Origin of the sequence: Limnospira indica PCC 8005 (assembly GCF_000973065.1) — a bacterium.
In the GTDB taxonomy this organism is placed as follows: domain Bacteria; phylum Cyanobacteriota; class Cyanobacteriia; order Cyanobacteriales; family Microcoleaceae; genus Limnospira; species Limnospira fusiformis.
In genome coordinates this window covers 425,439-449,851 of the sequence record NZ_FO818640.1, presented here as the reverse complement: position 1 = coordinate 449,851, position 24,413 = coordinate 425,439, and the positions used below count along the sequence as shown (strand labels likewise).

The following is a 24,413-nucleotide window of genomic DNA, read 5'->3' as shown; positions in this document are numbered from 1 at the left end:
TCATTTTCAATGTCTCACCCAATTACCGTTACCGTCCCCGCCACCACCGCCAATATTGGACCAGGGTTTGATTGTATTGGTGCAGCCCTCAGCCTATATAATACCCTAGAATTTTCGCCTTTAACAGATACAGAAAAACCCCACCAAATTACCGCCGAAGGACTAGAAAGCGATCGCGTAGCCACAGACGATCGCAACTTAGTTTATCAAGCCTTTCTCAAATTCTACCATCACATCAATCAAACTCCCCCTCCCGTCAAAATTCACATCAAACTAGGAGTCCCCCTCGCCAGAGGTTTAGGAAGTTCAGCCACAGCAATTGTCGGGGGTTTAGTGGGTGCAAATACCCTAGCCGGAAACCCCCTAACTCCAACAGAAATTATGGAAATGGCGATCGCCATAGAAGGACACCCCGACAACGTAGTTCCCGCCCTGTTGGGGGGCTGTCAGTTATCAGTAGCCGACCATAACCACCGCTGGCAGATCTGCGAAATTCCTTGGCATCAAGATATAGTCCCCGTCGTCGCTATTCCCGACTTTGAACTATCCACCGCCGAAGCCCGCAGCGTCCTCCCCTCCCATTATACCCGCGCCGATGCCATTTTCAACACCGCCCACCTAGGTTTATTAGTCCGAGGCTTAGAAACCGGACAGGGAGACTGGTTGCGCGTGGCTATGGCTGACAAAATCCATCAGCCCTACCGCCAATCTCTGATTCAGGGTTATGATACCGTCAGACAAGCCGCCTTAGATGCAGGCGCTTACGAATTAGCCATTAGCGGGGCAGGACCGACCCTTCTAGCCCTCACAGACCCCCCCCACACCCACTTATGTGTATCTGCCATGAGGGAGGCTTGGAGGGGCTATAACATCGGGGTAGATGTGCGATCGCTTGCAATTGATACCCAAGGCGCTAAAGTCACTTAATTTCCCTACTCATTACCAGCCGAAAGAGTCAGTAAAAATGCCAGATTTTCCTCAGTTTTCAGGGCGTGGGGTGCGTTGGCTTTCATAAATACAAACACTCCCGCCTCTAAGGTAATCTCTTTCCCCTCCAGAATTAAAATTCCGCGACCTGCCAAAACGTTAACCGTCGCGTTTTTGGTAGCTGTATGTTCCGAAATTTCCGTGCCAGCCCCCAAACAAAATAGGGTATATTGACAGTGAGCATCTTTCAGCAAAACCCGGCTAACAATTCCCCCCTCCGCATATTGGATATAATCATCCAACTTAATAGCCGTTGAAGTATTTAGGGATATGATATCGCTCATAATAGCTCTCTCCATTTTATGGGTGGCTATTTGAGATCATATCACATTCCCTTCATGTCAACTTACCCCCCACCCCCAAACATCCTAGTTATCAGCCATGGCGTTACCTAACCTGAGTCGAGAATGATCCGCTATAATGATAACAGATGTTATCCAATAGTAGAAATTAGGAATCTTGAATCATGGCTTTAACAGCATCAACCATGTTAAGTTTGGGGACGCGCGCCCCAGATTTTCAACTCCCAGACGTGACCTCTGGGGAAATGATATCCGTCGATACATTTAAGGATAAAAAAGCCTTGCTAGTCATGTTTATATGTTGTCACTGTCCCTTCGTTAAACATATTCAAGATGAACTAGCCCAATTAGGACGTGATTATCAACCCCTAGGAATAGGAATAGTTGCCATTAGCGCCAACTCCATCAAAACCCATCCCCAAGACGGACCCGAACACCTGAAAAACCAAGCGGAAACAGTAGGTTTTTCCTTCCCTTACTGCTACGATGAAACCCAAGAAGTAGCCCAAGCCTATACAGCAGCCTGTACCCCCGATTTCTTCTTGTTTAATAGCGATCGCCAATTAGTCTATCGCGGTCAATTAGATGACAGTCGCCCCGGGAATAACTTACCCGTCACCGGGGCAGATTTGCGGGCGGCTTTAGATGCCATTATCGCCGACAAACCCATCAACAGCGACCAAAAACCCAGTATTGGTTGCAATATCAAATGGCATCCGCAATAACATCAATCAAGGCAACCCCAATGGTTGCCTATTTCCAGGAAATCCCCTCAAATCTAATCAGTAATTGCCCGCAATAGAACATCCGTCAAACTAATCTCTTCCATATCTTCCAAACTCACTGTATCACAAATATTGTAACGAGCGCCCGCCGCCGTTAACTCATCATCAAGCACCTTAAAAAACGCCGTAGCCTCTTCACTAGAGCCCACCCTAATCATTTCCACAGCCAACTCTTCCTCATGGGTTAATTGATTGGAAGCATTAATCAAGATGCGTTTAACCTCCAATAACGTATTAATAATCTCCCCACCCGTCACCACAAAAATAGTTTCACCATTAGGCTGTGATTGTTCCGTCGCCCGTCTAGCAAAATAACTATCAGTGGCATCTTTGAGAACCGAGGCTAAATCAGCTTTTCCGGCTGGTTTATGATTCTCAAAAACCTCTCCCACATGGTCAGAAGTAATGCGATCGTAGCGCTTAAACTCTTCAGCAAATAAATATAAAGTAATCCCATCCGGGTCAAAATGTTCGCAATAGGTTGCCAACTCTAAAATCGATTGTCGCATTAACTCCCAGCGAGACTGCCCCTTTTTATTGCCAGCCATTGCCATACTCTCGCTGACATCCACAATTAAGGTATAATCCCGTTTTTCCAGGACTGCACCCCCCTCTAATAGTACATCCATACATCAAACCCCCACAATTGTACTTAATTTAATACTGTATCATTTCCTTCCCATAATTATTAAGCTATAATATTTCCAAGCGTCATCATCTAGTTTTTGCGAGTCCTAGTTATGAAACCTAAGCCCCAGGATTCTGCCAACCAAGACCAGCCAGACCGACCCATCTACCTACAACCTCCCCGGGTCATCTTCGCCCTACTGATAGGCGTGTTAGCCCTAGTCGCCTATGTGGTTTTAGTCAAAACCGACTCTCCTACTCCAGACCCCATTATGGTAGAAAACCCTGAAGCCGTGATGATCATGGATGAAACCTCCCAAAATTTAGCCGATCTCCCCCCGGAAATTACCACCAAATTGCGCCAAGATGTCATCGATCGCACTGGAAGTTCCCCAGATGAAATCGAAATCCTCGCCGCCGAAAGACAGACTTGGCCAAATACCTGTTTAGGACTCGCCCAGCCAGACGAATTATGTGGTCAAATGTTAGTAGATGGCTGGCGGGTCCGAGTGTCTGATGGTCAGCGCCATTGGCTTTACCGCACCAATCATAATGGTCAAACCTTCCGCTTAGAAACAGAATAAAAACCCCAACCTAGTCCCCTGGTAATTATTTTCTACCATGAGTTATTGCCTCAATCCCCAATGTTCTCATCCCCAAAATCCAGATGATGCTAAATTCTGCCTCACCTGTGGTGCTAAACTGTTTCTACGGGAGAGATACCAGGCTATTAAACCTATTGGTCATGGCGGATTTGGGAAAACATTTTTGGCAGTTGATCACGATAAACCCTCCCATCCCCCCTGCGTCATTAAGCAATTTTTCCCCCAAACCCAAGGGGTAGAAACTACTCGCAAAGCGGCGGAATTATTCCACCAAGAAGCCCAACGTCTCGATGAACTAGGAAAACATCCCCACATCCCAGATTTGCTGGCACATTTTCAACAGGACAATAATCAATACTTAGTCCAAGAATATATTAACGGCCCCAATTTAGAAGACTTAGTAATTAGCCAGGGAACTTTTAACGAAACTCAAATAATTCAACTACTTGATGAACTCTTGCCAGTTTTAGAATTTATACATCAAAATAAAGTCATTCATAGGGATATTAAACCCGCCAATATTATTCAATCTCAAACAGTAGTAAATAGCTCGACATCGGGTAAGTTGGTATTAGTGGACTTTGGGGCGGCGAAAGTAGTACAAAGCACCAACTTATCAGGACCAGGAACTATTATCGGCAGTCCTGAATATGTGGCTCCAGAACAAACTAGGGGTCAAGCCATATATGCTAGTGATATTTATAGTTTGGGGGTGACTTGCTTATATTTACTCACCCAAATCTCGCCCTTTGACCTCTATGATATTCACCAAGATAAATGGGTTTGGCGAGATTATTTACAGGAAAATACGGTTAGTAATAAACTGGGCTTAGTTTTAGATAGAATGGTGGCTTCCCTACCTTCCCAGCGCTATAATTCCCCACTGAATGTACTGAGGGCACTGCATCCTAGTGGACTACCCCCGACGATTCTGCACAACATTAATATTAATAACTTTGATAATACGGCACTCCCTAGCCCGGCTGCATCGGTGAGAGTACCGCGGCCACCACTGCCCCCACCGCCACCACGGACAGCTAGAACCAGTCAGCAAATCACCCCACCACCGACGGCTAGAACTTCTCAGCCACCCACCCCACCAAAACCTAGCCGTGTTCAACCTCAACGGTCATCACCTAGCTGGAAACTGCTACATACGCTGACAGGACACCGTAATCAAGTCACCTGTGTAGCTTTCTCTCCTGATCAGGAAATACTGGCCAGCAGTAGCCAAGATCTGACTATAGAAATTTGGAGACTCAAAACTGGGAAACGTTGGTACACGCTAACTGGTCATGAAAATTGGGTAACATCGATCGCCTTTTCCCCGAAGGAAGACATTTTAGCTAGTGGTAGTCGTGATCAGACTGTGGAAATTTGGGATCTCAAAAAAGGTAAACGCTGGTATACCCTCATTGGTCATCAAGATGCTGTGGAACAGGTGGCCTTTTCCCCCCAGGGAGATATTCTAGCCAGCGCCTCCCGGGACAAAACCATACAAATTTGGGATCTCAAAAAAGGGAAGCCTTCCTACACTCTCTATGGTCATAGCGATCGCATTTATGGACTCGCCTTTTCCCCAGATGGTCAGACCCTAGCCAGCGCCTCTAGGGATAAAACTGTCCGCCTGTGGAACCTACAGCAAAGACAAGAATTAGGAAGCCTACCCCGTTGGTCTGACTGGGTGAGAACCGTTGCTTTTAGTCCTAACGGTCAAATGTTAGCCGGAGGATGTCGGGATGGTTCCATCGGTCTATGGCATCAACAAGACCAGACCTGGAAGCTATGGCGTACCCTGCGGGCTGATGATGCCGATATATTTGCGATCGCCTTTAAACCCGATAGTACAGAGTTAATTACTGGCAACAGTAAAGGCCAAATCGACATTTGGCAACTGGGCGACGGCACATTATTAGAAACCATCGCCGCCCATTCAGCAGACGTATTATCCCTAGCATTTAGTCTTGACGGCAAAACCATAGCTAGTGGCGGATCTGACCGACTCGTGAAGATTTGGTATCACGCCGCCCAAACTTGATATTGATTAGAAAATATAATACAATTGTTAAATAAAAATTAAGTTTTGTCACCTAGGTAACAAAAATCAATGCACAAGGATTATTATGGGCTACTGATATCAACCCTCAGTTTCCGTCACCGTTGGAAGTGGCAGATCATCCTGCCCTACGGTGACCATCTAACTTCCAATAACGACTACTCCACTCCAGAAGAGGCACTGCTTGGGGGCAAGTCCTGGATTGATAAGGAAACAGCATTTAATGCCCTAAATAGCTGTCTAGCACAGTTTTACAGTTCAGGGTTGATTAATCCTCCTGAATATCAGAACTTGATGGATTCATTGCGGGGTATTACCCAAAGGTGCTAAGGGCCTTGCCAGTTTCCTGATGCAGTTTTTATAGTTAATTGTTAATTGATGCTCCCACTACAATATAATTCAAGAACTACTCAGGTAGTGTGGGCATCTAGTTTGGGCTGATATTATGATCAACTTTCATAGTTTTCTGCTAGATTGAAATCATGGAAAGGGAGGCAAGAGTCATGATATCTTTGAGAAAAAAACTACACCGTTTAATAGAAGGAATATCAGACGAGGACCTGAAAACTGCCTGGGAGTTTCTGACCCCCCTCTATGAGGATGCTTTCATGCTCAAAGCCATTGATAATGCCCATCAAAAATTAAGGCCAGGAGATGCCTTGACGAGAGAAGAAGCCCTACAAGTGCTGTATTTTGATTATGGGCGTGTCCCCCTAGCCCCCCATGGATTGAATCCCGATATAGAAAGCATTTGATATTGGTTATGTCGTCAGCACCCCCGGCTGAAGCACGGGGGCTTCGTGCCCCCCGCTTTCAGGTAGCTGACCAGCTTAAGCCTTAACTGGCTACGTTCAGAGCAAGAGTTAAAGTTCCTACCCTGGAATGCGTGCTAGTTCCAGGCACTAGAACCAAATCGTTAAACAGTTCTAAGGGGTTAAGACAGTGCGATTTGGAAAGTACCGACTCTGAACATTAGCGTTCGCGCAGCGTGCGCGTTAGCGCAAGCGCAAACGTTACGAGCAATCAGAACAGACGCAACAATGTCTAACCATATTTTCGTTTTAGATACCAACCGCAAGCCCCTGACACCGTGCAAGCCAGGGGTAGCACGATCACTGCTCAAAGCGGGGAAAGCATCGGTATTTCGACGCTACCCATTCACCATTATTCTAAACAAGGAGGTTGACGCTAATCCTGAACCCCTCGAACTCAAATTAGACCCAGGCTCTAAAGTCACTGGAATTGCCTTGAAGCAAGGGAATCATATTATCTTTGCTGCCGAGTTGCAGCACCGAGGACAGCAGATTAAAGAAGCATTGCTCTCTCGTCGTCAACTCCGACGTTCTCGACGAAACCGCAAGACCCGATATCGACCAGCTCGGTTCTTGAATCGGACTCGGAGCAAGGGTTGGTTAGCTCCCAGCTGGCAGCATCGAGTAGATACTCTAATGACCTGGGTTCACCGATTTCGTAGACTTGCCCCAGTTGGCTGCATTGCTCAAGAGCTAGTACGGTTCGACCTGCAATTGATGGAAAACCCTGAGATATCAGGTGTTGAGTATCAGCAGGGAGAATTACAAGGCTATGAAGTCAGGGAATACCTGTTGTTCAAGTGGGACAGAACCTGTGCTTACTGTGGGGCTCAAAATGTACCACTTGAAGTTGAGCATATCCACCCTCGGTCTAAGGGTGGCTCTGACCGGGTTTCTAACCTGACGATGGCTTGCCACTCATGCAATCAAGCCAAAGGCAATGGGGACATTCGGGATTTTTTATCGGGCCAGCCTGATGTCCTGAGTCGTCTTCTCAGGCAGGCCAAATCACCCCTTAAAGATGCGGCTGCCGTTAACTCGACCCGATGGGCCTTGTTCAAGGCTCTGAAAGCAACAGGACTCCCAGTTACCACAGGAACGGGCGGACAAACGAAGTTCAATCGACTGAGGCTCAACCTACCTAAAGCTCACTGGCTTGATGCTGCCTGTGTTGGACCAGTCGAATCACTGGAAGTTCTGACTTCAAAACCGTTGCTGATTTTAGCAAAGGGGCATGGAACCCGTCAGATGTGCGGGACGAATAAGTACGGATTCCCGAATCGTCACCGCTCCAGGAGGCAAATTCATAAAGGCTTTCAGACTGGCGACATGGTGACGGTACTGGTCACAGCGGGGAAGAAAATTGGCTCATATCTAGGACGGGTTCTCTGCCGTGCGTCTGGTAGTTTTGATATTACCACCGCTTCTGTACGGGTGGCAGGCATCAGCCACAAATACTGCCAACCCATTCACAGGAAGGATGGTTACGCCTATGCTTGAAAGATTGACGGGGACTAAAGTCCCCCTGTCGCGTTTCCTCCCCGGTCTAAAGACACGGGGCTTCCACGCTCCCAAGAGGTTTACGTGAATGTTGAAGTTCGTTATGCACGCTCTTTTTTACAAGACTTAACTGCCTTAGACACGGATGCCTATTGGCGAGTTTATCAAATCGTTTTCGTCAAGTTTCCCCAAATTAATCGCTTACAAGAATTACCGGAATTTCGTGCGGTGGGTTCGACTGGTATTTTTTATCGATTCACCATCGATCGCTATTTAATCGGCCTAGAGATGACGGGCCAAATCGTCAAGTTTCTGAGAATTCTGCCTAAACCCCATGTTTAAGTTTTGAGAACTGTTGTAGAATATGTGCTGATAGATAAGGCTCTATCAATGAATTGCGGAAGGGTAAAAGCGGTTAAACCCTCATAGATGTTCTGGACTGGCAACTTGTACATAACGGGGAAACAGTGATTATGGATGCCATTACACTCTGGCAAAGATACCAAGACTGGCTGTACTACCACGAAGAAATAGGACTGTACCTCGATATCAGTCGGATTAGGTTTGATCAGGCTTTTCTGGAAGCCATGAAGCCCAAGTTTGACGGGGCATTTCGAGACATGGAAGCCCTCGAAGGTGGGGCGATCGCTAATCCAGATGAACAGCGAATGGTAGGCCATTATTGGCTGCGAAACCCGGAGTTAGCACCTACTCCCCAAATCAAACAGCAAATTATCGACACAGTTAACAAAATAGAAACCTTTGTCGCTAAAGTCCATAAGGGTGAGATTAAACCCCCCCAAGCCGAAAAATTTACAGATTTACTCTCCATTGGTATTGGAGGATCAGCCCTAGGACCACAATTTGTGGCTGATGCTTTAGCCCCAGATTACCCACTGATCAACATCCACTTTATTGATAATAGTGACCCCGATGGCATAGATCGGATTCTGCAACGACTAGGCGATCGCCTAAAGAGTACCCTAATCTTAGTAATTTCCAAATCCGGCGGCACCCCAGAACCCCGTAACGGCATGATGGAAGTTAAACAAGCCTTACTCAAGCAAAACCTCCACTTTCCCGATCAAGCGATCGCCACTACCCAAATCGGTAGTAAACTCTACCAAGAAGCCACCAGCCAAGGATGGTTGGAAACCTTCCCCATGGAAGACTGGATCGGTGGTCGCACCTCGGAAATGTCAGCCGTAGGACTACTTCCCGCCGCCCTACAAGGCATAGATATTCATGCCCTACTCCAAGGGGCTCAAACCATGGATATAGCCACCCGCCAACCCGACATCAAAACCAACCCCGCCGCCCTGCTGGCCCTATGTTGGTATGCCGTCGGAGGTGGCCGTGGTCAAAAAGATATGGTAATTCTCCCCTACAAGGACAGACTCATACTCTTGAGCCGTTATCTGCAACAATTAGTCATGGAATCCTTGGGAAAAGAAAAAGACCTAGATGGAAACATCGTCAACCAAGGTATCTCCGTCTACGGTAACAAAGGTTCCACAGACCAACACGCCTACGTCCAACAGCTTCGAGATGGGGTTCCTAACTTCTTCGCCACCTTTATCGAAGTCCTACGCGATCGCCAAGGACAATCCCCAGAAATCGAACCCGGAGTCACCGCCGGAGACTATCTCTCAGGCTTCCTACAAGGCACACGAGAGGCTCTATACGACAACCAACGAGACTCCATTACCGTAACTATTACCGAAGTAAATCCATACACTGTAGGCGCTCTAGTCGCTCTCTATGAACGTGCTGTCAGTCTATATGCTTCCCTAGTCAACATCAACGCCTATCACCAACCGGGAGTCGAAGCCGGGAAAAAAGCCGCCGCCCAAGTCCTAGAGTTACAACACCAAAGTTTACAAGCCTTACGCAGCCATAGCCAAGGTATTTCTATCTCCGACTTAGCCACCAAAATAGATGCCCAGGAACAGGTAGAAACCCTATATAAAATCCTGCGTCACCTAGCAGCTAATGACCGAGGAGTAGAATTGAGCGGAGACCCCAGTAAACCCGGCCAACTGATCGCCAAATGGCGCTAAACTTAACCCACTAGCGCCCAATCCATAATTCCTATTCACCCGGTCTTTCTCCCCCCACAGATCGGGTAAGTTTTCATTGGTGTAGCATGGGAGGGCAGGACATAACTAGGAGTGAAAGGAATGGCTGAGAACCTCTACATTGCTACCATTGAACCCGGGAGTGGCAAATCCCTAGTCGTACTCGGAATCATAGAATTGCTTTCCAAACGAATTCAAAAATTGGGATTTTTCCGTCCCATTATTCGTAGTCACACCACTCCTGACAGAGATATCCAATTAGTTCGCAGTCGCCTACACCAAGCCCTACCCTATGAATCTTACTATGCTCTCACCCACGAAGAAGCTCAAAATTTGATTGGTGAGGGTCGCTATGATGAAGTCATTAAGCAAGTCATCGAAAAATATAAAGCCGTTGAGCAAGATTGTGATTTTGTAGTCTGCGAGGGAACCGATTTTACTGATATCGCTTCCGCCTTCGAGTTTGATTTTAACGTCCGATTTGCTAACCACCTAGGTTGTCCCATTTTGATTGTAGCCAGCGGTAGCGGTAAAACCCCCAATCAATTAATGAGTGCCTTACTAGCCGAACGGGAAGCCTTTATTGAAGAAGGTTGCGCGATCGCCGCTACTGTAGTTAACCGTGTCGATAACCACAATGTTCCAGGAATTATGGAACAGTTGACAACTCTCTGGAAATTTCCAGATCCCCTATTTGTCATTCCAGAAGAACCTATTTTAGCTAAACCCACAGTCGCCGAAATTGCCCAGAAACTCGGCGGTCAACAAATCTATGGCCCATCCGACGATCGCCTTAACCGCGAGGTTTTTGATTTGCGCGTTGCCGCCATGCAAGTTCCCAATTTCCTCAAATACCTCAAAGAAGGTAGCCTAATTATTACCCCAGGCGATCGGGCTGATATTATTCTCGCCTGCGCCGTCGCCGCTACTTCCGAGAACTATCCTAATATTGCCGGAATTATTCTTAGTGGCGGTCTGGAACTACCAGCCACTATCCAAAGCCTCATCGATGGATGTCCCCATTGGGCAGTTCCCATGATCACAGTTAAGACTGATACCTACGAAACTGCCATGAATGTAGACCGGGTACATGGTGCTATTACCCCGGACAACGATCGCAAAATTGCCTCAGCTTTGGGGTTATTTGAAACTCATGTCAACTTGGGTCAAATTGAGGAGCGCATACAGGTTTCCCGTCCCTCTCGCATGACTCCGATCATGTTTGAGTATCAATTGATTCAAAGGGCTAAAGCTAATCGACAGCATATTGTTCTACCCGAAGGACGCGAAGATCGGATTTTACAAGCCGCTGAGATTTTGTGGCGGCGGGGAGTCGCAGATATTACCTTATTAGGTTCAGAAGCAGAAATTCGCGGACGTATTGCCGCCCTCGGTTTGAATTTATCCCAAGTCCAGATTATTGATCCGGCTAGATCCCCCTGGTATGAAGACTATGCTGAAACCTATTTTAATCTCCGTAAACATAAGGGTATTGCTAAAGACGGGGCCTATGATGTCATGCTCGATGTTAGCTATTTTGGTACCATGATGGTTTATAAGGGACACGCTGATGGTATGGTGTCGGGAGCAGTCCATACCACAGGTCACACGATCCGCCCCGCTTTGGAGTTTATTCGCACCATTCCCGGTACTTCTATTGTCTCTAGTGTCTTTTTAATGGGGTTGGAAGATCGGATTTTGGTTTATGGCGACTGTGCCGTAAATCCTAATCCTAATCCTCAACAATTGGCTGATATTGCTATCAGTTCCGCTTTGACTGCTCAAATGTTTGGCATTGAACCTAGGGTGGCTATGTTGTCTTATTCTACTGGAGAATCCGGACAGGGTGAGGATGTCGAAAAGGTTAAGCAAGCTACCATCATCGCTCGTCAACTGCGCCCCGACTTGAAAATTGAAGGCCCGATCCAGTATGATGCTGCTATTGATGAGAGTGTCGCTAAAACTAAGCTACCTGATAGCCAGGTGGCTGGTCGTGCCACAGTTTTTATTTTTCCCGATTTGAATACCGGGAATAATACTTACAAGGCTGTACAGCGATCGGCTAATGCTGTGGCGATCGGACCAATTTTGCAGGGATTGAAAAAACCCGTTAATGATTTGAGTCGCGGTTGCACCGTCACCGATATTGTTAATACAGTAGCAATTACTGCTATTCAAGCGAATCTAGGCACACATTGTCACTCCCATTAATTCCATAAACACTGGACATTGTAGCATCTCAGATAGAATACTGTTAATGGGTAAGACTCCATAATGGTGAGCCATCCTGGTTTCACCATAACAGAGTCTATGCTCTGATGTTTACCTTGTCAATGGCTTTGACCATGAATATACATACATTAACCAAAGACCTCCCTCGTCGAATAGTCCTCAGTTACGCTGTTATTGGCGCGGTCTGGATACTCATTTCTGATCAGGCTATAGAAACTATTATTGGTAATTATAGCCAGTTTACTTATCTGACTACTTTCAAAGGCTTAATATTTATGGCTATTACCAGCCTTTTATTATATCAGCTTCTCCAAAAATATCAGCGATCGCTTCAGGAAATGAACCATAAAATGGCATCCAAAAAAACCATGCAATTACTGATAATTTTAAGCAAAATTACCGAATATATTAAGTTACAAAAGCAACTGAGAAGCTACATTGAATATGACTCTTTGACTAAACTGCCTTGGCGGTCTTTCTTGTTAGATAAACTGGAGTCTTTATTAAAACAAACTCACCCATAAAATCATACATTTGCAGTTATTCACCTTGATGTTGTCCATTTCAAATCCATTAAATATACCCTGGGATATGAATTCTCATAACAGCTATTAATCGCTATCACTAACCGCCTGACTACCTATCTTCCTGATGCCGTCATGATTGCTAGAGTCGGTATGGCTGATGAGTTTATCATTCTCTGGGAACAGGTAGGAGACTTGGAATCAGCCCATCAAATTCTCAATTATATTAGCCATCTGTTTATTCAACCATTTAATCTCTCAGAACATGAACTTTTTAAACAGGTAAAAATGGGGTTGGCTTTGAGTTATGACTGTGGGGAAAATCCCGAATAAATGTTACAAGCAGCAGAATTAGCTGTGCATCAATGTCGCCGTTCCCCCAATACAAGTTATACGATATTTAATCACGAATTTAAAGCCTATGCTAGTCGTCAGCTAGAGTTGGATAATCAAATGAGACGAGACTTTAATGACCGTAAGTTTCAGCTTTATTATCAACCAATTTTCGGCGCTGAGACCCTCAAAATAGTCGGCTTTGAATCCCTGATTAGATGGTATAATAACACTCAGCTTATTTCTAACTTTGAATTTATTCCTTTGGCGGAAGAAACCGGTTTTATTATTCCCTTGGGAACCTGGGGATTTGGTCAGGCTTGTTGGCAATTTCAACAGTGGCGATCGCAATTTCCCCAGGTCGCCTCCATGTTTATTAACATTAATGTTTCCGTGATACAACTGATGCAGCCCAATTTATTAAGCCAAATTGATCATATCTTAAAAGTTACTGAAATTCCCCCCCAACAAATTCAACTCGAAATTACCGAAACCGCCTTAATGAATAATGCCGAAGATATTACCGACATCTTAAAACAAATCAAATCCCGTAAAATTAACCTATGTATAGATGATTTTGGCACCGGGTATTCATCTTTAAGCTATCTCCACAATTTCCCCTTCGACACCATTAAGGTTGATAAATCATTTATTAGCGGTATGGAACGAGATCAGAAAAGTGTTGAAATTGTCAGAACGATCGCCTTAATGGCAAACTGTTTAGATATCAACTTAGTAGCTGAAGGGGTCGAAACCCAAGGTCAACTCAGACAACTACAAAACCTCAAATATCAAACCATCCAAGGATATCTACTCGCTCAACCCATGTCCGTAGCCGCACTCGAAGACTATCTCCAGCGCCAACATCATAATTGTTGAAAAGAAGCAGGTTAGAAGTTATCCCCTCACCAACCATCAAAAACTATGTATAATTAAGCCATCACAAAACTTGAGTTTAGGAAAATTTTATGGCCAAAGCAATTTGGAATGGGGTCGTTATTGCCGAAAGCAATAATTGTGAAGTCGTCGAAGGCAATCAATATTTCCCCCCAGACTCCATTAAAAAAGAATACTTCCGAAATAGCGACACCCACACCACCTGTGGCTGGAAGGGGGTCGCTAGTTACTATACCCTGGAGGTGGGAGGCGAAGTTAACAAAGATGCTGCTTGGTATTATCCTAGCCCATTACCCGCTGCCCAGAAGATCCAAGGTTATATCGCCTTCTGGAGAGGCGTAAAAGTCGAGGTTTAACTACCTCCGACTACCTGTTCATCAGATAACCAAGCTTCTCCTGCCTCTTGTAGGGCATCAATGACTGGCTTGATATTTCGTCCCCTAGGTGTGAGAGAATATTCTACCCTAGGGGGTATTTCTGGATAAACCTTCCTTTCTATCATACCATATTTTTCTAATTCCCTCAACCGAATTGTCAAGGTTTTCGTACTAATCGGAAGTGCTTCCTGTAGTTGATGAGTACGGCGGTTATCTATCAAAAGTTCCCGCAAAATTAGAAAAGACCACTTACTATTAATTCTATCCAATATATATTCTATAGGACAAGGCTGTTCGGTCTCAGTAGAGTTTTCCGAACTAGTTGACATTGGGCCTGCTTGGGAGTTTTCGCAATGTTTTGTAACTTTCATTTTAACAAATTTTAAGGTTTACTTTAGTGGTTACCAACCGCCACAGAAGTTTTAAACTTTTTTAATAAGCGGCTGTATTTCCATCATAGCAATATTTTTGTACTTTGGGTAACTAAGATAACTTTAGTAAACTATATTGTAATTTTTATAGAAAGTAATACTCTATAAACAGAGGGAAAAAAAACCCTCTGTGACGAAAAAAAATCTCAGCCTGTAGATCGACAGTCAAACCAAAATTAACTAAGTCTAAATGCTGAGTTTTGGAGCAATAAGGTTTGCCATACCTATTGCCAGATAGTCTATTTGCATGAAAATCAGAGTATCAGTAAGACTGAATATTCTGGAAGTGTAGAAAGATTTGGCTGTACTCTCTACCAGACTGTTATTCAAGTTTGGAGGAATTTCATAATGGTTGAAAATAAAGAAAAAGCATTCGTACTGTGGTTTGAGGAAGTAGGAATTGTCGATGTTCCATTAGTAGGTGGAAAAAACGCATCCCTAGGGGAGATGATCCAACAGCTAGGCTCCCAAGGGGTTAGCGTTCCCACAGGTTTTGCTACCACGGCCTATGCTTATCGCTACTTTATCGAAAAAGCGGGCTTAGAAGTCAAACTACGCGAACTGTTCTCGGATCTAGATGTAGAAGATATGCCCAACCTGCGGCAGCGGGGTAAGCAGGCTCGCGCTTTGATCCTAGATACCCCCTTCCCTCCAGAACTTGAAGAAGCAATTGTTAGTTATTACAGAAAACTGTGTGAACGTTACGGGACTTCAGCAGAATTCTGTGAGAAGTTCGATTCAGATTATAAGGAAGAATGCAAACGCTATGCCAGTGATATTGACGTAGCGGTGCGGTCTAGTGCTACAGCAGAAGACTTGCCTGATGCGAGTTTTGCAGGTCAGCAAGAAACATACTTAAACGTTTATGGGGAAGATACAGTCTTAAAATCTTGCCATAAGTGTTTTGCTTCCATCTTTACAGATCGGGCGATTTCCTACCGGACAATTAAAGGCTTTGATCACTTCGATGTTGCCTTGTCGGTGGGTGTACAGAAAATGGTTAGGTCTGACCTAGCTTCCTCCGGTGTCATGTTCTCAATTGACACAGAAACGGGCTTTAAGAATGCTGCCCTAGTGACAGCGGCCTATGGTTTAGGGGAAAACGTGGTACAAGGTGCAGTTAACCCTGATGAATACTTTGTATTCAAGCCTACTCTGAAACAAGGATTCCGTCCTATCCTAGAGAAGCGCTTAGGCACAAAAGAACTGAAGATGGTTTACGACATTGGTGGCACGAAACTCACCAAAAACGTAAGCGTCCCAGTTTCCGAACGCGAGAAGTTCTGTATTACAGATGATGAAATCCTGAAGCTGGCTGAATGGGCGGTTATCATCGAAAATCACTACTCAACAGTTCGTGGGTGCTATACACCTATGGATATTGAGTGGGCGAAAGATGGTGTCACGGGTGAACTGTTCATCGTCCAAGCACGTCCAGAAACGGTACAATCCCAAAAATCGGGCAGTGTCCTGCGGTCTTACAAACTCAACGGAACTAGCAACGTGCTATCTCGCGGTCGTGCAGTTGGCGAAATGATCGGTCAGGGTAAAGCACGGGTAATTATGGATGTTCACCGGATTGATGATTTCCAACCGGGAGAAGTATTAGTTACCAACAAGACTGACCCCGACTGGGAACCGATTATGAAGCGTTCCAGTGCTATTGTCACTAACGCTGGCGGTCGGACTTGTCACGCGGCGATTATTGCTCGTGAAATGGGTATTCCGGCGATCGTTGGTTGCGGAGATGCTACGGAAGTGGTCAAGACCGGACAAGACATTACAGTTTCCTGTTCGGAAGGGGAAGAAGGACGGGTGTATGAAGGGTTAGTGCCCTTTGATGTGAACGAAACTGTTCTGGACAACTTACCTAAGACCCGCACTCAAATTCTGATGAATGTGGGGAACCCAGAAGAAGCCTTTGGTTTGGCATCTATTCCCTGCGATGGTGTAGGTTTGGCTCGTCTTGAGTTTATTATCGCTAATCATATTAAGGCTCACCCCTTGGCGTTGCTCAAGTATGACCAACTGGAAGATGAATCAGTTAAGCGGGAAATTGGCGAACTGACCAAACTCTATGATCATAAGCCGGACTTCTTTGTTGATAAACTGGCTCATGGTATTGGCACGATCGCAGCGGCTTTCTATCCGAACCCAGTGATTGTGCGGATGTCGGACTTCAAGAGTAACGAATACGCCAACCTGTTAGGTGGTCGTCAGTTTGAACCCAAAGAAGAGAACCCGATGATCGGCTGGCGGGGTGCATCCCGTTACTACGACCCCAACTACCGGGAAGCCTACGGTCTGGAATGTGTGGCTCTGAAACGGGTGCGCGACGAAATGGGTCTGACCAATGTGGTGCCGATGATTCCTTTCTGTCGGACTCCTGATGAAGGCCGCAAGGTGTTGGCTGAAATGGAGAAACATGGCCTGAAACGAGGCGAAAACGGTCTCCAGGTTTATGTGATGTGCGAATTGCCGAGTAATGTCATCTTTGCTGATGAGTTCGCTCAAGTGTTCGATGGCTTCTCCATCGGATCGAACGACTTGACCCAGTTAACTCTAGGCTTGGACCGTGACTCCGCACTGGTGGCTCATATCTTTGACGAACGCAATGAGGCGGTACGTCGGATGGTCACGATCGCCATCAAAGCAGCTAAGAAATATGGTCGCAAGATTGGTATTTGTGGTCAAGCGCCTAGTGACTATCCAGAGTTTGCTCGGTTCTTGGTTGAGTTGGGTATTGACTCGATGAGTTTGAACCCCGACTCTGTGATTAAGACCATCCTCGACATTGGCAAGATGGAAGAGTCTGGCGTTTTGGTTGATGATATCATGGAAGTCGCTCAGGCTAAATAGAGTTCCGTTTAGGATACTAAGTAACTTCTGAGTTCTAATTTAAAACTGCTCTGGTGAAAGCCGGGGCAGTTTTTTTTCGCTCACCCACCCCAGGAGAAACCCGGTTTCTGGGAGAGTTTCTCCTTCCCCAAGGGATGGCTGGTGAGAAACCGGGTTTCTAAACTCTCACCCACCCCAGGAGAAACCCGGTTTCTAGGAGAGTTTCTCTTTCCCCAAGAGATGGCTGGTGAGAAACCGGGTTTCTAAACTCTCACCAACAGGTTGACAAAAAATCTAGGCGGTGATATGATGTGGATGCTATTTGTAACCGAAAGTAACTCGGTTCTATGAATCGGTGAAAGAGAAATTAAAGACAGGTAAAGGGGTCATATTAAAGCTGTTTGTAGCCATCGGTTTAGCGATCGCCTGGATTTTACTAACAGCGACCCCTGCTTGATGTACGGAAAAGTCAACCTTAGCCAGAAAGATTATGCACTCCAACTGGGAACACATAATTCCACAAGCGCCGCCACCCCCAGGGGAAATCATAGAAGCATTAGAAGCCACGACGACAACACGGGAATTTTATCAGGAAGTCGAATATCGTGAGGACTTCGATCGCTATTGCCAGTGGTATTATGAGACAGCCAATCGCCACCGTCAAGAGATGCAGAAAATGCTAGGTGATTTTAACCTGCTGGGGTGGTTTTTGCGGGGTCGCCACTAAAGCTGCCGGGGTGAGGGACTCAAGAAACGGTCAACTGATGTCTCTTTGTCCCCAATAGTTCCCCAGATAGTTTCTAACTCTCCTCAATCACTTCTAACTCCTCCTCTCTGAAGTGAACCTTAAACTTGGGGTTAAACTGTACTATAACAGGCAGATTAGGGGTAATAGGTCTACCATTCCAGTCTGTTAGGATGGATACAATTTCCCCCTCCAATCCCTTAGCATCAGAAGGTTGATTGCGGTGTTCGGGATTGACATAGATAATCACTGACTCTTTGACGCGAACACGATCGCCGACTTTCATAAATTCCAACTCATGTATTTCGGTAAAAATGCCTACAGAAGTGGCTGCGATAGTTGTGCGACCACCCAGCGACACTCACTAGAACAGACAGTTTTTTATCTTGACATGAAATAGGCAAATCTCAAACTCCCGGCGGGGAAAATCACAGTTCCCGATCGCCTGAAATCATCGATAATTGGGGATTTCCGGGAATTATTCGGGTCAGTGGGGAAGCGGGAGGGACTACCTAAGACCCTTGACATTTTGCCAGAAAAGTGGACCAATCTTGGTTCAGCTTCTGGGGGTATATTTTAAGATACAATTGGGCAGGTGTTTTGTGAAAATTGGGGAAATTCATGGAATCATATTCACTACCAACAGAAGTAATTTTAACCGAGCCGCGTAAGTCCCTAGGAAATGTGTGTTTTGATTGGACTCCCCAACCTGGCCATTATTTGGTTTTAGAGGGTCAAACCTATGCAGTTTTGGAACGCCGACACCGTTATCATTTAAAATCAGGTCGTTACCGCCTAAGTAAAATTGCTCTATATGTACAGTCGGCTGAAGAACCCCAGGAGAAGAGTTTAGTCAATGGACATTGGGTAATAGGGGATGCTAGTTGTCGGTTTAATGCGCGATCGGAGTTATTTCGCTGTGCGGTAAATCCCCAGGGACCCTGCGATCGATGTCGCTTTTATGAGTCCCTGGAAGAAACACCCCCCGGATAATGACGGCGAAATCAGAAGCGGTCAAAAACGGAGACTATCCCGCAAATAAATTCAGGTCTGCTTCATATTCCTGTACGGATATTAAACGCCATTTTTGGTTTTCCATCAACTCTAAAACGTGGTGATGATATCGCAGTAAACTCATCCGGTGTCCGACACTAACGTAAGTGGTGTTCATCTGGTTGAGTTTCTGATACAGCGACTCCTCATTTTTCATATCAAGGGCGCTGGTAGCTTCATCAAGGATAGCATAGCGAGGTTGAGTGAGCAACAGACGAGCAAAAGCCAGGCGTTGCTGTTCTCCGAGGGAGAGAACATTAGCCCAATCCAATTCTACATCAAAGCTACCAACACGATCGCTTAAATCACCCAGATTAACGAGTTTCAAAACGGATTCTAATTCGGTGTCGTCGATGTTTAGATGGGAGTTAGGATAGAGTAATTGTTCTCGCAGGGTTCCCAGAATCATATAAGGACGCTGGGGGAGAAATAGCATTTCGCTAAGTTCCGGACGCACTAGCACCCCAGTTCCCGATCGCCATAAACCCGCGATTCCTCGTAATAGGGAACTTTTCCCTACTCCACTTTGACCAACAATTAATAAACCCTCACCGGGTGCTAACTCTAGGGATAAATCCCGCACCAATGTTTTCTGATAGTTAGGAGTTTCTAAGGTGAGATTTTTCACCGCCAAAGGAGAGTCTATCATGAGGTCAATTTGAGGTTTCCCTGTGGGGGTGCGATCGCTCACTTCCAGGGCTTCGGAGAACCCAGTCAAACGATTAATACCCGCCGCAAATCTACTCAAGGGTTCAATTTGACTGACCACAATCGAAAAAGCGCTTAACACTTGAGAAAAGGCAAAACCCGCCTGGGTAATATCTCCAAATCTGATTTGTTCGGAAAAATACAGAGGAGCCATAATCAGAGAGGGTAAAATAATCACAAGATAGCGATACCCAGTAGTGAAATAATCTACATTTCTCTGCCAACCAATCAGGAGGTTAAAATTATTAAAGGCTTGGAAAAAGCGTTTTTTAACTTGCTCTGATTCGCGGTCTTCTCCCTGATAAAAGGCGATAGATTCGGCATTGTCGCGGACATGGACTAAACCATAACGGAAATTTGCCTCCAGTTTAAGCTGATTAAAATTGAGGGTAATTAAGCGCCGACCTAATAAGACTGTGACCCCTGTACCAAATACGGCATAAATTAACAGGAACAGGGACAATTGTTTAGAAATAGACCACAGAATACCCGTGAAGGAAATTACATCAATTACCGCGCCTAAAATAATCAGTAAAAATCGGAGGCTAGTAATCGTAAAAGCCCGAATATCCTCAGAGATACGTTGGTCAGGGTTATCAATATCTTTATGGGAGTCTATTTCATAGTAGGAGCGATTCTGAAAATAATTATCCAGAAATCGATTAGTTAACCATTTCCTCCAATAGTTCCCGAGGCGATCGCGTGTGTAACCATAGAGAACCACGATGGGAGTACCCACGACAAAGACACCAGCATAAACAAACAGAAACCGCCAAAATTCCTCCTCATTTCTCTCTGAGAGAGCGGTCATAAAAAAGTTTCCCACATAGCTAATAATGACATTTAAGCCACTAACAGCCAAAGAAATAAATAGCAGGACACTCAAAAAAGCCCAAGGTTGCCAGCGAGTCAACCATTGACGGCGATACCAGTAGAATACCATGGCGGGTACAAGCAGCATCAAAGCCACGACTATAATAGAGGGAGAATAAATCACCCCTTGTATAGTTTCCAATAAGCCGGGAGCGATGCGATTAAAAAACTCAGGAAACAGCAGTTGACTAGCGAAAGTAACGGCGGTGACCAACACAAAAGCGACCCCAAACAAGAAAACCAGCAGCAGCAACATCAATAACAAAAAAACCCTGCCACTACCAGGTCCTAGGGGATAAAAAAACGGTTGTGCGATGCTGAGAAATCGTCTCCAAAGTTGACTATCAAATCGATTCATCTGTTAATGCTAGACCAATTATTGAACTTGAATGGGATAACCCGGGAGCCATACCCAGATTAGGCAAGAAGGTCAAAGCACAATGGAGGGAAGGCCGGTTAAACTTATAGGTGATAACGACCAAAAGTAGATCTACAAGGTTTCTGACTTTTACCCAAAAAGTTTATAACAAAAACCTGGAATTACTCTATCATACAGAACAATAATTTCCGATAAAGTTGCAATAGAGGAAGTTAACCCGGCGGGCGCTATTATCCTGAATGGTTAGGTTCAGCGAACAATCAGGGATATATTTGACCCTGTCATTGTAAACTATAAAACTGATTGTTCAATGTGGAAGGAGTATTAACCCAATCATGTCTAACACCTATAGGGTGGAGATTCACCACGAGGGCCAAATTCACGAGATTGATGTGCCGTCGGATAAGTATATCCTGCAAGTAGCGGAAGAGGCGGGGTTTAGTTTACCAAATTCCTGCAATGCTGGAGTTTGCACTACCTGTGCTGCTAAAATCCTGGAAGGAGAAGTTGATCAGAGTGAGGGTATGGGGTTGAGCCCCGATCTGCAAGCACAGGGCTATGTATTGCTGTGTATAGCCCATCCGCGCTCAGATTTGAAGGTGGAAACCGGAAAGGAAGAAGAGGTCTATCAGCGCCAATTTGGTGCAAGTTCATAGGATTTTTGAATTGACGACAAATGACTACCCACTTTATTACTGCTGAAATAGATTTAACTGAATCCCCAAAGGCTTTACAAGAAGCGATCGCCACGGAATTAGAAAGCCGGGGCGAACCCCTGCGCTGGGCGATTACCAAGGTGGATACTGACCGCCAAATCGCCCATGTAGAAGCAGTTGTCACGACAGGCGACCATCCCGGTCAGCCTCAATAGACAATCATGGCTCGCCCCTTTACTGTGGTAATGATAGTCCCTACTGGAATAGGGGCGGATTTGGGTGGCTATGCGGGGGATGCCTTACCCATTGCTCGATCGCTATCTGGAGTCTGTGATAGGTTAATCACCCATCCCAACGTCCTTAACGGCGCTCAGTTGTACTGGCCTATACCTAATGCCCTCTATGTGGAAGGATATGCCCTAGACCAAATGGCCGCGGGGTGTTGGGGACTCCAACCCGTCCACAGTAACCGAGTGGGACTATTACTCGATCGCGGTATGGAACCAGAATTGCAACTGCGACACCTACAGGCCGCCGATGGCGCTAGAGCGACTCTGGGCATCAATATGACTGATTATGTCATTACCGATGCTCCCCTCAACGTAGAGCTAAGAATAGAATAGCCCCCTCTGGTGCTTCTTGGGGAACCATTGGCAACCCAGATAGTTTACTGCGGGGGGCAAAACAGTTGATCGATAAAGCGGGAGCGGAAGCGATCGCAGTGGTGGCTAGATTTCCCGATGATGAAGGCAGTGTGGCTCTCAGCCAGTATCGACAGGGACAGGGTGTTGATCCTCTCGCCGGAGCCGAGGCTATTATTAGCCATCTCATTGTCCGACATTTTCGCATCCCCTGCGCCCACGCTCCCGCTCTGTTACCTTTACCCCTAGACCCCCATTTATCACCCCGTTCCGCCGCCGAAGAAATAGGCTATACATTCCTTCCCTGTGTATTAGCCGGGTTGAGTCGTGCGCCCCAATATGTCCAGTCTCGGTTGACAGCACCTGATAGCATCTGGGCTAATCAAGTTGATGCGGTGGTAGTTCCAGAAACCGCCTGTGGTGGTAGTGCTATCCTGAGTTTTGCTAATAGTGCCAAACTGATGATCACCGTAGCCGAAAATCGCACCACTATGGCAACCCCCCCAGAGGCGATCGGTATTAAGACCGTCCCGGTAAAATCATATTTAGAGGCGATCGGAGTTTTGGTAACATGGCGACAGGGAGTTAATCATCAAGCCCTCAGACCAAATCTAACAACTCTCAACCGACTGCACACCCCTTAACAGAACCATACTCCAGCCCTAATATCATCGTGGAAAAAATCCCCAATCAGCCAGAATTTGAATCCTTTACCCGTACCCAAATTTTAATCGCCATGGGGGGGACAGCCCTATTGTTGCTAGTCATTGCTAAAGTCGTGTCTTTCTTTGGTGATTTTTATATCTTACCTGTGGAAATCACCACTTTGGGCATAATTCAAGGATTAGCGATCGGTGTAGGAATTACTGGGGCTAGTGCAATTCTCTATCGTCTTTGGCCGGCTTATAGTCGCAGTGCCGATATTTATTTAAAACTAATTCTCACCCCCTTAATCTGGCCAGATTTAATTTGGTTGGGATTGCTTCCCGGTCTCAGTGAAGAGTTACTATTTCGGGGTGTAATTTTCGCAGCCATTGGGTTGAATCCCCTGGGTTTAGTCGTTTCCAGCATCTTTTTTGGCTTACTCCATTTCAGCGGTTCTCAACAGTGGCCTTACATTATTTGGGCTACCCTAGTGGGAGTAATTTTAGGCTATAGTGCCTTAGCTACAGGCAACCTTGTCGTGCCCATTGTGGCTCACATTTTTACTAATTTTATATCCGGTTTTCTCTGGAAGTTTAAATATATCGGCAGTTCCCATACCTAAAACATTCATCAACCCCCTAATCATAATCAATCTCTGTTCCTCCAGCCACCCGGTCAGCATAAATATCTCAGCGGTGGACATATACAAGTTATTTATGCGATAATCTCCCTAGGGTCACGTCAATAAGCACATCAGTCTTAACCAAATCACAGGAATATGAGTAATCTTACCCATTCATCCCCTGATAACAACCAATCTTTCACGGAGTTAGATATTCCCCTGGAACGAGATATTTTTCTCCGTACCTTAATCAGAGAACTCGCTGGGACACTGGAAAACGTTGTCGGCTTACAAGAAGCATCCGGTTTTATCAGCGTTGTCGGTCAGTCAATGGGTAGAGCCATTGAGCAAGATTATAAATCAGCCCTGCAACTTTCTCAACTCTCCCGTTCACAAGTCGCTCAAGTGTTGGTAGACCTCAAGCGACGCATTAACGGCGATTTTTATGTCATTGAAGAAGACGACGAAAAAATAGTTTTTGGGAATCGAGTTTGTCCCTTTGGAGATAAGGTCTTAAATCGTCCTTCTATGTGTATGATGACCTCTAATGTATTTGGGTCAATTGCTGCGGATAATCTCGGTTATGCGAAAGTAGAATTACAGGAAACTATTGCTCAAGGTCATTCAGGCTGTCGAGTAGTTGTGTATCTTCAACAGACGGAAGATGCCGAAGATGCCGAAGGTCGGGAGTATTTTGGAATATAAGA

26 protein-coding genes and 1 pseudogene are annotated in these 24,413 nt (G+C 45.6%); 21 read left to right on the top strand and 6 right to left on the bottom strand.

What is annotated here, in order from left to right:
* Window positions 1–9: 9 nt before the first annotated feature.
* Window positions 10–927: a homoserine kinase gene (gene thrB / locus XZ46_RS02015; RefSeq protein WP_006621846.1), complete on the top strand. Its 918-nt coding sequence runs from the start codon at window positions 10–12 to the stop codon at window positions 925–927.
* A gap of 5 nt (window positions 928–932) precedes the next feature.
* On the opposite strand, the gene XZ46_RS02010 is transcribed toward thrB, so the two are convergent.
* Window positions 933–1,271, bottom strand: coding sequence for a cupin domain-containing protein (locus tag XZ46_RS02010; RefSeq protein ID WP_006621847.1), 339 nt, complete (start codon window positions 1,269–1,271; stop codon window positions 933–935).
* Between the two features lie 182 nt (window positions 1,272–1,453).
* Here XZ46_RS02010 and XZ46_RS02005 point away from each other — a divergent pair, with 182 nt between their 5' ends.
* Complete coding sequence (locus tag XZ46_RS02005) at window positions 1,454–2,014, top strand: thioredoxin family protein (protein WP_006621848.1); 561 nt, start codon at window positions 1,454–1,456, stop codon at window positions 2,012–2,014.
* A 53-nt stretch (window positions 2,015–2,067) separates the two neighbouring features.
* Here the strand turns inward: XZ46_RS02005 and XZ46_RS02000 are convergent, their stop codons facing one another.
* On the bottom strand, window positions 2,068–2,703 hold the full coding sequence (locus XZ46_RS02000; RefSeq protein ID WP_006621849.1) for a vWA domain-containing protein: 636 nt from the start codon (window positions 2,701–2,703) through the stop codon (window positions 2,068–2,070).
* Window positions 2,704–2,814: 111 nt separating this feature from the next.
* Between XZ46_RS02000 and XZ46_RS01995 the strand changes: the two genes are divergently transcribed.
* The 11 genes from XZ46_RS01995 to XZ46_RS01945 all read left to right on the top strand — a co-directional run bounded on the left by XZ46_RS01995 (window position 2,815) and on the right by XZ46_RS01945 (window position 14,094).
* Complete coding sequence (locus XZ46_RS01995) at window positions 2,815–3,285, top strand: DUF8738 domain-containing protein (RefSeq protein ID WP_008056776.1); 471 nt, start codon at window positions 2,815–2,817, stop codon at window positions 3,283–3,285.
* 37 nt (window positions 3,286–3,322) lie between these two features.
* Window positions 3,323–5,344, top strand: a complete 2,022-nt coding sequence (locus XZ46_RS01990; RefSeq protein WP_008056777.1) for a WD40 repeat domain-containing serine/threonine-protein kinase — start codon at window positions 3,323–3,325, stop codon at window positions 5,342–5,344.
* 521 nt (window positions 5,345–5,865) lie between these two features.
* The gene (locus tag XZ46_RS01985; RefSeq protein WP_006668846.1) at window positions 5,866–6,117 is read left to right on the top strand and encodes a hypothetical protein; all 252 of its coding nucleotides are present in this window, start codon (window positions 5,866–5,868) and stop codon (window positions 6,115–6,117) included.
* Window positions 6,118–6,402: 285 nt separating this feature from the next.
* A complete protein-coding gene (iscB, locus tag XZ46_RS01980) occupies window positions 6,403–7,674 on the top strand; it encodes an RNA-guided endonuclease IscB (protein ID WP_008056781.1) in 1,272 nt (423 codons plus the stop codon).
* An 84-nt stretch (window positions 7,675–7,758) separates the two neighbouring features.
* Window positions 7,759–8,016 (top strand): hypothetical protein, encoded by a 258-nt coding sequence (locus XZ46_RS01975; protein WP_006621856.1) that lies wholly within the window; start codon window positions 7,759–7,761, stop codon window positions 8,014–8,016.
* A 131-nt stretch (window positions 8,017–8,147) separates the two neighbouring features.
* On the top strand, window positions 8,148–9,734 hold the full coding sequence (locus XZ46_RS01970; protein ID WP_008056783.1) for a glucose-6-phosphate isomerase: 1,587 nt from the start codon (window positions 8,148–8,150) through the stop codon (window positions 9,732–9,734).
* Between the two features lie 120 nt (window positions 9,735–9,854).
* The gene (pta, locus tag XZ46_RS01965; protein ID WP_006621858.1) at window positions 9,855–11,963 is read left to right on the top strand and encodes a phosphate acetyltransferase; all 2,109 of its coding nucleotides are present in this window, start codon (window positions 9,855–9,857) and stop codon (window positions 11,961–11,963) included.
* A 107-nt stretch (window positions 11,964–12,070) separates the two neighbouring features.
* A complete protein-coding gene (locus XZ46_RS01960) occupies window positions 12,071–12,508 on the top strand; it encodes a hypothetical protein (protein WP_006621859.1) in 438 nt (145 codons plus the stop codon).
* Window positions 12,509–12,643: 135 nt separating this feature from the next.
* A complete protein-coding gene (locus tag XZ46_RS01955) occupies window positions 12,644–12,841 on the top strand; it encodes a hypothetical protein (protein WP_006621860.1) in 198 nt (65 codons plus the stop codon).
* Window positions 12,842–13,720 carry a putative bifunctional diguanylate cyclase/phosphodiesterase gene (locus XZ46_RS01950; protein ID WP_008056787.1) on the top strand — a complete coding sequence of 293 codons (879 nt, stop codon included), beginning with the start codon at window positions 12,842–12,844 and terminating at the stop codon, window positions 13,718–13,720. It begins immediately after the preceding gene.
* Window positions 13,721–13,809: 89 nt separating this feature from the next.
* Window positions 13,810–14,094, top strand: a complete 285-nt coding sequence (locus XZ46_RS01945) for a DUF427 domain-containing protein (RefSeq protein WP_006621862.1) — start codon at window positions 13,810–13,812, stop codon at window positions 14,092–14,094.
* Here XZ46_RS01945 and XZ46_RS01940 read toward each other — a convergent pair.
* The gene (locus XZ46_RS01940) at window positions 14,091–14,444 is read right to left on the bottom strand and encodes a winged helix-turn-helix transcriptional regulator (protein ID WP_006668853.1); all 354 of its coding nucleotides are present in this window, start codon (window positions 14,442–14,444) and stop codon (window positions 14,091–14,093) included. The two genes, XZ46_RS01945 and XZ46_RS01940, sit on opposite strands and share 4 nt — an antisense overlap.
* Before the next feature lie 450 nt (window positions 14,445–14,894).
* Between XZ46_RS01940 and ppsA the strand changes: the two genes are divergently transcribed.
* Both ppsA and XZ46_RS01930 read left to right on the top strand, forming a co-directional pair.
* A complete protein-coding gene (gene ppsA, locus XZ46_RS01935) occupies window positions 14,895–17,405 on the top strand; it encodes a phosphoenolpyruvate synthase (protein WP_008056789.1) in 2,511 nt (836 codons plus the stop codon).
* Between the two features lie 469 nt (window positions 17,406–17,874).
* Complete coding sequence (locus tag XZ46_RS01930; RefSeq protein WP_006621868.1) at window positions 17,875–18,111, top strand: hypothetical protein; 237 nt, start codon at window positions 17,875–17,877, stop codon at window positions 18,109–18,111.
* Between the two features lie 73 nt (window positions 18,112–18,184).
* Here XZ46_RS01930 and XZ46_RS01925 read toward each other — a convergent pair whose 3' ends face one another.
* Together XZ46_RS01925 and XZ46_RS33720 are read right to left on the bottom strand one after the other, a co-directional pair.
* On the bottom strand, window positions 18,185–18,490 hold the full coding sequence (locus XZ46_RS01925; protein ID WP_006668855.1) for a ferredoxin-thioredoxin reductase variable chain: 306 nt from the start codon (window positions 18,488–18,490) through the stop codon (window positions 18,185–18,187).
* Window positions 18,491–18,510: 20 nt separating this feature from the next.
* A complete protein-coding gene (locus XZ46_RS33720; protein WP_155839094.1) occupies window positions 18,511–18,657 on the bottom strand; it encodes a hypothetical protein in 147 nt (48 codons plus the stop codon).
* Between the two features lie 93 nt (window positions 18,658–18,750).
* Here XZ46_RS33720 and XZ46_RS01920 point away from each other — a divergent pair, with 93 nt between their 5' ends.
* On the top strand, window positions 18,751–19,122 hold the full coding sequence (locus XZ46_RS01920) for a DUF6464 family protein (protein WP_006621870.1): 372 nt from the start codon (window positions 18,751–18,753) through the stop codon (window positions 19,120–19,122).
* A 34-nt stretch (window positions 19,123–19,156) separates the two neighbouring features.
* Here XZ46_RS01920 and XZ46_RS01915 read toward each other — a convergent pair whose 3' ends face one another.
* Window positions 19,157–21,121 (bottom strand): ABC transporter ATP-binding protein/permease, encoded by a 1,965-nt coding sequence (locus XZ46_RS01915; protein ID WP_008056793.1) that lies wholly within the window; start codon window positions 21,119–21,121, stop codon window positions 19,157–19,159.
* Between the two features lie 356 nt (window positions 21,122–21,477).
* Between XZ46_RS01915 and XZ46_RS01910 the strand changes: the two genes are divergently transcribed.
* The 5 genes and pseudogenes from XZ46_RS01910 (at window position 21,478) to XZ46_RS01890 (ending at window position 24,411) form a co-directional block, all read left to right on the top strand.
* Window positions 21,478–21,798, top strand: coding sequence for a 2Fe-2S iron-sulfur cluster-binding protein (locus tag XZ46_RS01910; RefSeq protein ID WP_006668859.1), 321 nt, complete (start codon window positions 21,478–21,480; stop codon window positions 21,796–21,798).
* 20 nt (window positions 21,799–21,818) lie between these two features.
* Window positions 21,819–22,013: a DUF8621 family protein gene (locus XZ46_RS01905; RefSeq protein ID WP_006621873.1), complete on the top strand. Its 195-nt coding sequence runs from the start codon at window positions 21,819–21,821 to the stop codon at window positions 22,011–22,013.
* A gap of 6 nt (window positions 22,014–22,019) precedes the next feature.
* A pseudogene (locus XZ46_RS01900) lies at window positions 22,020–23,083 on the top strand (DUF3326 domain-containing protein).
* Between the two features lie 29 nt (window positions 23,084–23,112).
* On the top strand, window positions 23,113–23,706 hold the full coding sequence (locus tag XZ46_RS01895; RefSeq protein WP_006621875.1) for a CPBP family intramembrane glutamic endopeptidase: 594 nt from the start codon (window positions 23,113–23,115) through the stop codon (window positions 23,704–23,706).
* A gap of 156 nt (window positions 23,707–23,862) precedes the next feature.
* The gene (locus XZ46_RS01890; RefSeq protein WP_006621876.1) at window positions 23,863–24,411 is read left to right on the top strand and encodes a methanogen output domain 1-containing protein; all 549 of its coding nucleotides are present in this window, start codon (window positions 23,863–23,865) and stop codon (window positions 24,409–24,411) included.
* Window positions 24,412–24,413: the final 2 nt, after the last annotated feature.

What these genes read in the sequence shown, in the direction of transcription:
- XZ46_RS01985 (WP_006668846.1), top strand. Translation starts at nt 5,866, where the DNA reads ATGATATCTTTGAGAAAAAAACTACACCGTTTAATAGAAGGAATATCA.
- XZ46_RS01945 (WP_006621862.1), top strand. Translation starts at nt 13,810, where the DNA reads ATGGCCAAAGCAATTTGGAATGGGGTCGTTATTGCCGAAAGCAATAAT.
- XZ46_RS01890 (WP_006621876.1), top strand. Translation starts at nt 23,863, where the DNA reads ATGAGTAATCTTACCCATTCATCCCCTGATAACAACCAATCTTTCACG.
- ppsA (WP_008056789.1), top strand. Translation starts at nt 14,895, where the DNA reads ATGGTTGAAAATAAAGAAAAAGCATTCGTACTGTGGTTTGAGGAAGTA.
- XZ46_RS01990 (WP_008056777.1), top strand. Translation starts at nt 3,323, where the DNA reads ATGAGTTATTGCCTCAATCCCCAATGTTCTCATCCCCAAAATCCAGAT.
- XZ46_RS01915 (WP_008056793.1), bottom strand. Translation starts at nt 21,121, where the DNA reads ATGAATCGATTTGATAGTCAACTTTGGAGACGATTTCTCAGCATCGCA.
- XZ46_RS01905 (WP_006621873.1), top strand. Translation starts at nt 21,819, where the DNA reads ATGACTACCCACTTTATTACTGCTGAAATAGATTTAACTGAATCCCCA.
- XZ46_RS01955 (WP_006621860.1), top strand. Translation starts at nt 12,644, where the DNA reads ATGATTGCTAGAGTCGGTATGGCTGATGAGTTTATCATTCTCTGGGAA.
- pta (WP_006621858.1), top strand. Translation starts at nt 9,855, where the DNA reads ATGGCTGAGAACCTCTACATTGCTACCATTGAACCCGGGAGTGGCAAA.
- XZ46_RS01940 (WP_006668853.1), bottom strand. Translation starts at nt 14,444, where the DNA reads ATGTCAACTAGTTCGGAAAACTCTACTGAGACCGAACAGCCTTGTCCT.
- XZ46_RS02000 (WP_006621849.1), bottom strand. Translation starts at nt 2,703, where the DNA reads ATGGATGTACTATTAGAGGGGGGTGCAGTCCTGGAAAAACGGGATTAT.
- XZ46_RS01950 (WP_008056787.1), top strand. Translation starts at nt 12,842, where the DNA reads ATGTTACAAGCAGCAGAATTAGCTGTGCATCAATGTCGCCGTTCCCCC.
- XZ46_RS01995 (WP_008056776.1), top strand. Translation starts at nt 2,815, where the DNA reads ATGAAACCTAAGCCCCAGGATTCTGCCAACCAAGACCAGCCAGACCGA.
- thrB (WP_006621846.1), top strand. Translation starts at nt 10, where the DNA reads ATGTCTCACCCAATTACCGTTACCGTCCCCGCCACCACCGCCAATATT.
- XZ46_RS01920 (WP_006621870.1), top strand. Translation starts at nt 18,751, where the DNA reads ATGGAATCATATTCACTACCAACAGAAGTAATTTTAACCGAGCCGCGT.
- XZ46_RS01960 (WP_006621859.1), top strand. Translation starts at nt 12,071, where the DNA reads ATGTTTACCTTGTCAATGGCTTTGACCATGAATATACATACATTAACC.
- XZ46_RS33720 (WP_155839094.1), bottom strand. Translation starts at nt 18,657, where the DNA reads ATGTCAAGGGTCTTAGGTAGTCCCTCCCGCTTCCCCACTGACCCGAAT.
- iscB (WP_008056781.1), top strand. Translation starts at nt 6,403, where the DNA reads ATGTCTAACCATATTTTCGTTTTAGATACCAACCGCAAGCCCCTGACA.
- XZ46_RS01910 (WP_006668859.1), top strand. Translation starts at nt 21,478, where the DNA reads ATGTCTAACACCTATAGGGTGGAGATTCACCACGAGGGCCAAATTCAC.
- XZ46_RS01970 (WP_008056783.1), top strand. Translation starts at nt 8,148, where the DNA reads ATGGATGCCATTACACTCTGGCAAAGATACCAAGACTGGCTGTACTAC.
- XZ46_RS02005 (WP_006621848.1), top strand. Translation starts at nt 1,454, where the DNA reads ATGGCTTTAACAGCATCAACCATGTTAAGTTTGGGGACGCGCGCCCCA.
- XZ46_RS01930 (WP_006621868.1), top strand. Translation starts at nt 17,875, where the DNA reads ATGCACTCCAACTGGGAACACATAATTCCACAAGCGCCGCCACCCCCA.
- XZ46_RS02010 (WP_006621847.1), bottom strand. Translation starts at nt 1,271, where the DNA reads ATGAGCGATATCATATCCCTAAATACTTCAACGGCTATTAAGTTGGAT.